Source organism: Glutamicibacter sp. 363 (genome assembly GCF_052379505.1).
GTDB lineage: Bacteria > Actinomycetota > Actinomycetes > Actinomycetales > Micrococcaceae > Glutamicibacter.
This window is the reverse complement of sequence record NZ_JBQSYR010000024.1, coordinates 54,418-65,217: the sequence shown is the minus strand read 5'-3', so window position 1 is coordinate 65,217 and position 10,800 is coordinate 54,418. Positions and strand designations below refer to the sequence as shown.

Here is a 10,800-nt window from a genome sequence, read left to right as displayed (position 1 = left end):
CCGTCAGGATAGGCCTGAATGTTAAACCGAGGAATACTGGTTCAACCAGCTACTAACCAGCGCGGTCCTGGTTTTCTCGGCTTAACGAAAACCTCGGCATAATCTGAATTAAGCCGATATCGGCTTAACTCGGACGCTGGCTCGCAATATACCTCGATCCGTTACACCGACACCTTAGAAATTGAGGGGCTGGTTCCGTCGATTGGCAGTGTCGGGGATTCCCTGTTAACCGGCTAATCCACGTTTTATACCCTTGAATTCCCCCGGAAACTCTTGACTTTCCAAAGGATGAGGTCGATGCTCATGTGTCATGAACACCCAGCAAGAGTTGGTTTTGTTGTCTTCACACGGAGCATGGAACCTCCATGGGTCGGCAGCAGCGAGGTTCTCCCAGGCTAATGATTACCTCGGCTATCTGAGTGACCGCAACTACTCTCCAGCCACGACACGAGCCTACGGTTATGACCTGTTGGCGTTCTGCCGCTGGCTACACGAACAAAATCTGACTATCGAAGCAGTTGACACCAACACGCTGATCAACTATCTGAAGTTCTGCAAGCAATCATCCGTACCAGGACGTCCAGGCCCGAATGTAATGACTTTAGACGGTCAAAGAGCCGATGGATATGCACCTGCAACGGTGAATCGCCGGATGGCAGCAGTGTCCGGGCTGTTCACATTCTTGGCGATGCGGGATCCGTGTCTCCCCAATCCTATGCCGAAAGGTCAGGAGTCCCGTTGGGTATCTTCCGCCCAGCGTTCCGGGCTTCTGGGGCATCTGGCTACACCAGCTGCCAGGTCGCCGCTACGTGTTCGCGAACCCCGCCGGCTACCAAGATCCTTGGAATCTGACGAAGTCATTGCCCTGTTTCAAGGTCTGCGGACGTACCGGGATCGTGCCATGGCAGGGCTAATGCTCTATTGCGGGCTACGTGCTGGCGAGGTACTTGCCTTGCGGATACGCGATGTGGACATCGGTGGGCGGTGGCTACTAGTGCTGGGCAAAGGATCCAAGGAACGACGAGTTCCATTAGACGTGGACGTCGCCGGAGTCATCCAAACTTACCTGCTCGCTGAACGCCCGGAATCGGATGAGCAACGGCTATTTCTCGTTGCCAAAGGAGCCAACCGCGGCCTGCCCTTGACAGCAGCTGGCCTGCGTACGATCTTCCGGTACCACCGCGAAATTTCAGGGGTTCCTGACGGCCACCCACATGCATTGCGCCATACCTTCGGCAGTGCCTTAGCAGCTTCAGGGGTGGACCTGTCCATCATGAGAGAGCTCCTGGGGCATGCCCACGTGAACACGACCGCCCGCTACATCCACCTTGTTCCTGCCCACGTGAAATCAGAATACGATGCCGCGATCAACCGCCAAAAACAATCACATTGAACCGCCTCTGGATCTCGTTGGCGCTTACCGCACCTACTTATCCTCCACTCACCGCGGGTCGGAACCGTATTTTTCAGCAGCAAGAACGTTCATGCTCCGATATCCAGACCCGGCGCAGTGGAGCCAAGAGCCGCTGGAGCGGCGGCTTGAGGCCAATAGCGGCACTAGAGCTTTCGTGCTTTATCTGATGGTCACCAAAAGGATCCGCGGCGACTTCCCGTATCTGCTTGAGCGGAAATTAGCCAACATCTTCGTTGAGGTCCAGGGAACTGATTACGAAGATGATCTCAGATTTTTCTCTGCTCAAGCCCGCAAGGTGGGGTTCAGCGAACGAGTCAGTGCGGCGATGACGACCAGCGTCATCGCTAAGATCCTGCTGCGGACTCAACAGCCACTTACACAGATCACGAGTGCTGATTTAGAGGAATTTGAAACTTGTTGCCGAGCCCGAGAAGCCCAGACCGGCATCTCAGCCCGTCCATTACTCGTGCTGAGTTCTTCAACCCGCCAGGTCTTGTTCCATGCACACCTGCTTGCCAATCCACCTCTGAGCAGGACCCAGCGGGTACCGCTCAAGGATAGGGTCGGCGCAGTGAACGGTCCCTTTGCACAGTTTCTTCTGCGGTATTTGGAACGTAAGGAAGTGACCTGCACTAGGAAAACGGTCAGTAGCCTGGCAACACGATTAGCGCATTTCGGGCAGTTCGTCACCGAAGCAGATCCATCATTAGCTTCACCGGCTGAGCTAACTCGTTGTTCTCATATTGAACCGTATCTGGTGTCTTTGCCTCGAAGCCCCAATACGAAGAGCTCCGGCACGCTTTCCGTAGCGGAACAATCACGACGGGTCAGGGCTGCCGGTAACTTCTTACGTGAAATTACCGAGTGGGGATGGCCCGAAGCTCCTCCACGGCAGTTGTTCTTCCGTTCTGATGTTCCTAGGCTTCCTCGGCCACTGCCACGTCATTTGCCCCCGGATGCCGACCGGCTCCTAGCCCAAGAGCTCCTGGCCTCGGACTATCGTCAGGCTGCCGATGCATTGCTGCTTCAACGAGCGTGCGGGTTGCGCATTGGCGAGTTGCTGGACTTGGAACTGGACTGTGTTCATGAGATTCCCGAGGCAGGGACTTGGCTGAAGATTCCGCTGGGAAAGATGAAGACCGAGCGTATGGTTCCGCTGGACCCGGACACCCTGGCTTTGGTTGATCGCATCATCGCAGAACGTTCGCCGGGCCAGCCGTTGGCTCATCCACGCACGGGGAAGCCCGCCCAGTTCCTTTTCACTCATCACGGACGCCGGTTGGGAGAAAGCGCTGTTCGGCTCGAACTAAACCGAGCTGCGCAAGCCGCCGGCCTGGGAAAGATCACTCCTCACCAGCTTCGTCATACTTATGCGACTGCGTTGATCAATGCCGGGGTCACCCTCCAGTCCTTGATGGCTCTCTTGGGCCATGTCTCAGCGGAGATGAGCTTGCGTTATGCATCCTTATTCGATTCAACTGTCCGCACCGAATATGAGCGTGCTTTGGACTTGGCGAAGTCACGCATCGGATTACCTGACCTGAAAGAACACCGTTCGCTGCTTCCGTTGAGTGATGTTTCTGTTGGCTCTTGGCACGATACCGCGACGATCAAGTCACGGCTTGCTGGCGGGCATTGCCTGAGGTCCCCAGCCCAGCAGGCGTGCCAGTATGCGAATATATGCGAGCACTGTCCGAGCTTCCGCACTGAGGATTCGAATCTTCCAGTGCTTGAGGCACAGCGTAAGGACGCTCTGATTTTGGCGCAGGACGCAAAACGCCGAGGCTGGGACAGCGAGGTGCAACGGCATGAAGCATTGGTGACTCAATTGGATCTGCTCATCGAGAGGACACGCACGGCGTGAAGCGAAGCGAGTCTCAACGAGTTGTTGATAAGGCCCTGCTGACATTGCGAATGCAGGGACGTACGGTGACGTTTCGGGCGGTAGCTGAACTCGCTGGGCTTTCCCGTTCCACGCTCTATCGTTCTGCTGGGCTTCGTGAGCTGATCCAGGAGTGCCGAGAGGGATCCGCGCGGCTAGGTGGCCGTGCGATTTTGCTTGGATCTCCTGCTCGGGTTGACGTGTTCGGTTCGGGTTCTTGGAATCAGGGGAAGCCGCTCCTGCAGAGTGATGACCGGGCGTGCAACAGGGAGTGCAGAGAAAAATAGAATTAGCCGGATAAGGCGTAGCCTAGCTATTTTTTAGCCGGTTAAGCGTACGACAATGCTGCCGCCGAAACGGTGATGGGCTTGTTCAAGAACGAGGCCGTGGCCAAAGATTCACCGTTCAGAGCCGGGCCTTTGATGGCTGAATCTGATGTGGTGGAAATCGTGGTGGACTGGGTGCACTGGTACAACACCGAAAGGTTACATTCGACCCTGGGGTATCGTGCGCCAGTGGAATTCGAAGAACTCTACTATGATGAAATAAGCGGCTCGTTACCCGATGAAGCTGCCAGAAAACTGGCGGCATAATTTCCGGGACGGTTCAACGGTCTGGGGTTGGACTGTATGTGCCGCTACAGTGGGTGCCAATCTAATGCCTTGGGGAGCTGCTGCAAAAATTGGGTATAAGTTAGTCAAGCGATTTGGATCCGTCAAAAAGGGCGTAAATATCATATGGCGTGCGTACCACAGCAAAAAGGGCGCGGCCGCGAAGCGAAATGCAGCTATAGCTGCAGCTGGTGGCCTGTTCGCCGAGCTTATTGGCATTAACGATATCAAGCAAAACTGTTTCTCTTAATCTGGAAAGAAGCTCTCAATGGCTACTGAAGCTACCCCAACGTCGCAAAATAAACGTAAGCCGAAAGCTATTCCTAGCGACTACTTCTATCTCGTCCTTGCTCTCTTGGGCCTTTCACAACTTCCTGCTACCTTCCAAACCAGCGGACTGTGGATAGGCCTTCTTCACCTCGGCGCAATCTTATGCTTTACCTATCTCATCGCAGCTGGCAACAAAGGCCGTTTTATTCCTTGGCTAGATCGCGATAATCGCCGTAACTGGGGTCGCTTGTGAATTCGGAGAATATTTAGCGGTACGAGGGTTTTGAGTGGCGGACGGGCCGGTATTTTCCTGGTTTGGTGGTTCGCCAGGTGTAGTCGCCGGTGAGATTGATGTGGTCCCAGCCCAGCGGCGAGAGGTGTTTCAAATGGGCTGGATCTGGTGGGTTGACGGTGTTGTTTAGCGTGGTGATGGTGCGCTCGAGGTAGACGGTATTCCAGAGCACGATGGCTGCGGTGAGTAGGGTCAGCCCGGATGCGCGGTTTCGCTGGTCTTCGATGGGACGGTCGCGAATTTCGCCGAGGCGGTGGAAGAACACGGCACGGGACAGGGCATTGTGGGCCTCGCCTTTGTTTAGTCCAGCGGTGACACGGCGGCGTAGCCCGGGGTCCTGGATCCAGTCGAGAGTGAAGAGTGTGCGTTCGAGGCGTCCGAGTTCCCGCAGCGCGAGGGCCAAGCCATTTTGGCGCGGGTAGGCACTGAGTTTACGCACAATCAGCGACGCGGTCACGGTCCCGGTCTTGATGGAGGCACTCAGCCGCAGGATTTCGTCCCAGTGCTTGTCGATCAAGGCGGTATTGATCGTGCCGCCAACCCACGGTGCCATCAGCGGTGTCTCCGGGCTACCCTTCGCAATGAACAAGCGGGTGTCGGCCAGATTGCGGATCCTGGGTGCAAAACGGAAACCGAGCAGGTGGGTCAGGGCGAAGACTTGGTCGCTGTAGCCGTTGGTGTCTGTGTAGTGCTCAATGATGTTCAGGTCTGATTCGTGGTAGAGCAGCCCGTCCAGGACATGGGTGGCATCGCGATCTCCGACGTTGACGAGTTTGCTGTAGAACGGGGTGTATTGGTCACTGACATGGGTGTAGAGCAGCCGGCCGGGTGCGTTGCCGTATTTCGGATTAACATGGCCAGTGGCCTCTGCCTTGTTGCTGGCCCGGTAGCGTTGTCCGTCCGAAGATGACGTGGTGCCATCACCCCAGTGCATGGCAAAAGGATGATCATGTTGGGCATTGACGAGTACGGCTAGGGCGCTGGTGTAGGTTTCATCTCTGATGTGGTGCGCTTGGACCCGGTCGAGCTGGGCATAGGTGACACCGGTGCAGGCCTCGGCCATCTTCGTCAGCCCAAGGTTGATCCCGTCGGCTAGGATCACGGCAAGCAGTAGCTGTTTGTCTTTGGCAGGGAGCCCAGTCTTGATATTGGGTAGGTGATCAGAGAAACCTGTCCAGGAATCGACTTCCACGAGCAGGTCAGTGATCGGTACCCGTGGGTACATGCCGCTGGTCTTGGAAACAAAGGGCTTCGCTCCTGCTGGAACATCGGTTTCGTGTGGAGTGATTTTCAGCCGTCCATTGACGATTGTGACGCTGTCCAGGAGTCCTGCGGCCGCCTGGTCTTGGACTTCTTGCAACCGTTCATTCAAGAATGCGAGGCGCCGGGCCAAGAACCCTTCTTCTGTCAACGGCGCCGGCAGCGGCAGGCTGCCGGTCTGCTTGAGCTGGTGGTAGTCATGGGGCGTAAGGAGATAGTCATCAAAGTCCCGGTACTGCCGGGAGCCCTTGACCCACATGTCTCCAGATCGGAGCGCGTTCTTCAACTCGACCATCACACACAGCTCATAGAATCCGGTGTGAATCCCATCGGTGGTGAAGACAACGCTTTTCCAACGAGGACGGATGAAAGCTGTCGGGGCCGTGTCCGGGATTTTGCGGGTCCTGGTCGTGTTGAGATTTCGCAGGAGGACCACTGCTTCGAGAACATCTGCTACCGCTGGTGAGGCCCGGAATTCCAGGGCTTCCAAGAACGCTGGCGAATATTTTCGCAGCGTTGGGAACTGTGCGGCGATCAAAGACAGATGATCGTCACGCTCAGGGTTGACTAGTTGTGTTGCCTCGTCAATGGACTCGGCAAGGGCGTCCCACCCGATGTTGGCATCGATTGCTGCGAACGGGTCTTCACCAGTCTCGCGTGCCTTGAGCAGGACCCGACCCAACTGGGCGTACTGACGTACTTTCTGGTTCACCGCCGTCGCTGAGGCTTGAGTCAGGTTCGATTGTTTGTTCTTCGCGTTCCTGAACAAGGTAGTGATGACCCGCTCGTGCAGATCGATGATTTCATCCAGGATTGTTGCTTCCGCTTCAGCACAGACGGCCAGAAGTGTCGCGTGTCGTCTGGAGGGCTCGAACTTGGCCAGATCGGCAACCGTCATCGCTGTTCCCTCTTTGGCGAGTTTCAGTAGCCGGTTCCGGTGGACGCGGCGTGTTGCCTCCAACGGCAACTCAAGGGAAGTCAGCTTCTTGAGCCGCTCGATATGTCCGAGGATGTGTTTTGCTTTTGCTTTGGCCGGTGCCTGCAAGACCCAACCCAGCCACGTCAGCGATGTTTCCTCACGCCGTTTCAGCAAACTATCCAGCTGCCGCCGGTGACGGTTAGTTAGGGGCTCACATAACATTGACTGGACTTGGCGATCGGCCCGGGTGAGTGCCTCTGCGCATGCGCGTTCGATCACGCTTACAGCGGGCAAAACGATCTTGGCCTCACGAAGCCAAGACACCGCATGAGCGGCAACAGCGGCACCCTTGGTCGTATTCAACGCCATAGCCGATAATTCCTGGACCAGGGCATCCGCATCAGCGACGGTATAAGTGGACAGACCATAGAACGCTTTGGCCTTTGACGCGTGCTCCCACCGCGTCATGGCCCGCGCCGAATAGTTTGCCCAGTCTGATTCCTTGGCACCGATCTGGGTAGAGATCCATCGGATCAGCTCAGATGGGACCACGGTTTCTTCGTCCAGGGCAATTCCCGGGAACCGCAGCAGGGCAAGTTGGAGGGCAAACCCAAGCCGGTTCGGCCCTCCACGATGCTGACGCACCAACGACAACTCTGACGCATCCAGCAAATAGAGCGACTTCATGCTCTCAGAATCAGTGGGGATCTCCGTCAGCGCCGTTTGTTCAGCGGCGGACAACACACGACGGCGGGGCACCTCAGGCGTCCTTGTGCTTTTGCCGGGACGAGCGCCCCACGGGGGAATCGGACAACTGTCGTAATGACCGGTAGACCGTGGTGCGGGAGACCCCGAGCACGCCACCAATACTTTCTACGCTGAGCTGGCCCTGCTCATACAAGCTTCGTGCAGTCTCCAGCTTGTCCCCGGCCAACAACGAAGGACGACCCCCGGTACGCCCCCGGGCGCGAGCCGCATCCAGGCCCGCACGGGTTCGGCTGCTGATCAGATCCCGCTCGAATTCCGCAAGGGCACCGAACACGTGAAAGACCAGGCGCCCACCGGGAGAAGTCGTATCAATGTTCTCTTGCAAGGACCTGAACCCAACACCTTGGGCCTCCAGAACGTTTACCGTGTCGATCAGATGTTTCAACGACCTACCCAACCGGTCCAAACGCCAAACAACTAAAGTATCCCCGGGACGGAGTTGTTCCATCAGCCGGCCCAATTCGGGACGGGTGGCCAGTGCTCCCGAAGCATGGTCGGAAAAGATCCTGAAGCAACCAGCCGCCTTCAAAGCGTCCTGCTGTAGCGCATCGTTTTGCTCCGCCGTCGAAACGCGCGCGTACCCAAACATCTCACCCATAGCCACAACTGTAACGGAACTCATCAACAGGGCAGCAAGATGACCCATAGAAACCGGCACTGACTAATGCTACAAAATGGCCGACAAGGGAACCGCCGGAAACCAAGGGAATCGTGACCCCGGCAAACAGAGTCGTCCACCATGCCGAAAACGTTCCATTCCCGCACAGCCCTGACCCGGTGGGCACCGTCAACAGTCCATGGCCTGTAACCATGTCCGTTGGTTGTGACCAGGGGTTCGAGCGAACGGAGAAGATAGCGAGGGGATTACAAGATATGGTGAACAGATGATTATCAGTGCAAACCATGGTGGCCTTGTCTAAACCCGCCTGAGCCGGCGAAAGTCGATCGCAGATTCCTGCGTTCAGACATTGCTGTACACGTTCAGGCGGAACGCTCCTTTAGCGCGCCCTTTTTACATGGACTTCGCGGCTCATCACCGCACACCACTGATAAGGAACAACCATGACCATCGATTCACTCAGCTCCTCGTATCTCAGCGAATGCCGACAGGCGCTCAACGAGGAACAAACACAAAGCCTTGCCGCCACCAACCACTGGGAAAACGTGGACCGACCACTGGTCCACGCGGACTGGGATGCACTATATAAGCGGATGAGCCCTCTCGTTGCCAGCGCAGACCCCGGCAGCAAGCAGATACAAACCCTCATCGCCTTGCACTATGGGATCGCTTGCAGATTCTACGTCCCAACAGCCCGCGCCTACGTGGGAATGGCACTCCACTATCGGGAGAACGCCGACATGGCAGCCTTCCACAACGCCTACCACCCAGACATGGTGCCGTTCCTCGCCGACGCGATGAGTATCTACGCGCAGACCTCCTTGCGCTAGCCCGCTAGGTGTAGGAACGGTCAGCGTCAAACCACTAACCGTTCCTACATCCGTATCTCTCGCCTAGAAAATCGTTCGTTCGGTGGCTGGGTGCGCGGATTGCAGAATGATCTAGACAGACGCTGAGCCCGCATGCCAGCAATCACGCGGAACTTTCTTCCGTACCGCTAGATATTCTCCGAATTCACAAGCGACCCCACAAATGGGCAAATTGATCGGGTATGCACGGGTATCGACGCGGGCTCAGGATGCTGACCGGCAGATCACCGACCTCCTCGGTGCCGGGGTGCGCCGCGATGACCTGTTCACGGACCAGGGAGTCAGTGGCGCCAGGGCCAGTCGGCCCGGATTCGACCAGGCCCTGGAAGCCCTGCAGGAGGGCGATACCCTGGTGATCACCACCCTGGACCGGCTGGGTCGATCCACCGCCAACATGCTGGATCTTTCCAAAGCGCTTCGGGAGCGCGGAATCGGACTGCGGGTGCTGAACCTGGGTGGCGGCGATGTGGACACCGGCACGCCGATGGGGTCGATGGTCTTCACCGTCATGGCGGCGCTGGCGCAGATGGAGCTGGAAATCAAGCGGGAGCGGATCACCGATTCGGTGTCCAAACGCCGGGCTGCGGGCAAGGATTTGGGTGGGCGGCGGGAACGGTTCACCAACAGCCAGATCGACAATGCCCGACGCCTGATCGACGGGGGTCAGCCGGCCACCCAGGTTGCTCGGGACATGGGCATGTCCCGAGCAACCCTGTACCGGCGCATCGCAGGGATCGAAGCACAACACTGGATCACTACCCAAGGCCAATGACTCTCACGGGGAACTCATCAGCTGCTTGCCGGATGGCCGCAGTCAAAGGAACGCCAGGTCTCTATCGGCGCATCGCACAGGCCGAATCACGCCAATGGCGGATGGCCCGGACCTAGCATCTCCAGCTACCCCGAGACTTCCGGGGAAGCCCTCATCGGGCCAGCCTGAAATTCTCAAGTCGAGGGCTAAACGCGCAATCCTGTTCCATTACTACTCATACCCCGACTTGGCCGCGTTCGGCAGTCGTGAGCAGGGAACGCAGGGCCATGTCAGAAATCCTTGTTAGCTGGAAGGCCGCAATCTACGGACTTGTCCTGGTGCTGCTGCGGAGCACCATGCCCGCGAATCATGGTTTGGCCAGATGCCGGTAGATGGTGGGACGGCTGACGCCGAATTCCTGGGCGATGTGCTCGACGGTATGGGCACGTTTCCCGTCGGCATCCTTTTCCTCATACATTTCCCTTGCCAGCTTGACCTGGCGGGGACCGAGCTTTGGTTTCTGCCCACCGGTCCGTCCGCGTGCCCGGGCGGCGGCCAGCCCGTCGCGGGTTCGTTCGGACATCAGCGCGTGTTCGAACTCGGCGATCGAGCCGATGATCTGGAAAAACATCCGTCCGGCGGGTGAGGAGGTGTCGATTCCCTGATCCAGGACCACCAGGTCGACGCCGCGCTCCTGCAGCGTCTTGGACAGGTCTATGAGGTTTTCCAGCGACCGCCCGAGCCGGTCCAGCTTCGTGACAACGAGCTGATCGCCGGACCTGTTGGCCGAGAGTAGCGCTTTGTCGAGTTCGGGTCTGCGGGCGAGTTTCCCCGAGGCGGTGTCGAGGAACACCTGCTCGCAGCCGGCCGCGCGCAGGGCGTCGTGTTGGGCTTCGGGGTGCTGGTCGCGGGTTGAGACTCGTCCGTATCCGATTCGCATGCCCAAAATGTATCACCAACCCGGTTGAGCGTTACATTGGCGCGTACACGGCAAGCGTTACAAAATCGGCCCCGAGATTCCGCGGGCCACGAACTCGGAGGAGGAGTGTCTCGCTAACGATCGTTTCCAGACGCGTGGAAAATTAGTGCTGGATCGTCTGCCAATTCTTGAGCCATTCCCAGAGATTGAAAGTGGCAGTCGCACT

8 protein-coding genes and 1 pseudogene are annotated in these 10,800 nt (G+C 57.5%); 6 read left to right on the top strand and 3 right to left on the bottom strand.

Annotation, left to right across the window (positions count from 1 at the left end):
* Positions 1 to 310: 310 nt before the first annotated feature.
* The 4 genes and pseudogenes from ACT3UA_RS14600 (at position 311) to ACT3UA_RS14585 (ending at position 4,430) form a co-directional block, all read left to right on the top strand.
* A complete protein-coding gene (locus ACT3UA_RS14600; RefSeq protein WP_096287896.1) occupies positions 311 to 1,393 on the top strand; it encodes a tyrosine-type recombinase/integrase in 1,083 nt (360 codons plus the stop codon).
* 91 nt (positions 1,394 to 1,484) lie between these two features.
* Complete coding sequence (locus ACT3UA_RS14595; protein WP_096287898.1) at positions 1,485 to 3,278, top strand: tyrosine-type recombinase/integrase; 1,794 nt, start codon at positions 1,485 to 1,487, stop codon at positions 3,276 to 3,278.
* 365 nt (positions 3,279 to 3,643) lie between these two features.
* Positions 3,644 to 3,889 (top strand): annotated as a pseudogene (locus ACT3UA_RS14590) (integrase core domain-containing protein); the annotation flags it as partial.
* 286 nt (positions 3,890 to 4,175) lie between these two features.
* Complete coding sequence (locus ACT3UA_RS14585; RefSeq protein WP_141393579.1) at positions 4,176 to 4,430, top strand: hypothetical protein; 255 nt, start codon at positions 4,176 to 4,178, stop codon at positions 4,428 to 4,430.
* A 13-nt stretch (positions 4,431 to 4,443) separates the two neighbouring features.
* Here ACT3UA_RS14585 and ACT3UA_RS14580 read toward each other — a convergent pair whose 3' ends face one another.
* Both ACT3UA_RS14580 and ACT3UA_RS14575 read right to left on the bottom strand, forming a co-directional pair.
* Positions 4,444 to 7,407, bottom strand: coding sequence for a Tn3 family transposase (locus tag ACT3UA_RS14580; protein WP_096287902.1), 2,964 nt, complete (start codon positions 7,405 to 7,407; stop codon positions 4,444 to 4,446).
* Between the two features lies 1 nt (position 7,408).
* On the bottom strand, positions 7,409 to 8,014 hold the full coding sequence (locus tag ACT3UA_RS14575; RefSeq protein ID WP_096287967.1) for a recombinase family protein: 606 nt from the start codon (positions 8,012 to 8,014) through the stop codon (positions 7,409 to 7,411).
* Positions 8,015 to 8,478: 464 nt separating this feature from the next.
* Here ACT3UA_RS14575 and ACT3UA_RS14570 point away from each other — a divergent pair, with 464 nt between their 5' ends.
* Positions 8,479 to 8,865: a TipAS antibiotic-recognition domain-containing protein gene (locus tag ACT3UA_RS14570; RefSeq protein ID WP_096287904.1), complete on the top strand. Its 387-nt coding sequence runs from the start codon at positions 8,479 to 8,481 to the stop codon at positions 8,863 to 8,865.
* 202 nt (positions 8,866 to 9,067) lie between these two features.
* On the top strand, positions 9,068 to 9,676 hold the full coding sequence (locus tag ACT3UA_RS14565; protein WP_096287906.1) for a recombinase family protein: 609 nt from the start codon (positions 9,068 to 9,070) through the stop codon (positions 9,674 to 9,676).
* Positions 9,677 to 10,022: 346 nt separating this feature from the next.
* Here the strand turns inward: ACT3UA_RS14565 and ACT3UA_RS14560 are convergent, their stop codons facing one another.
* The gene (locus ACT3UA_RS14560) at positions 10,023 to 10,595 is read right to left on the bottom strand and encodes a recombinase family protein (RefSeq protein WP_096287908.1); all 573 of its coding nucleotides are present in this window, start codon (positions 10,593 to 10,595) and stop codon (positions 10,023 to 10,025) included.
* Positions 10,596 to 10,800 lie beyond the last annotated feature (205 nt).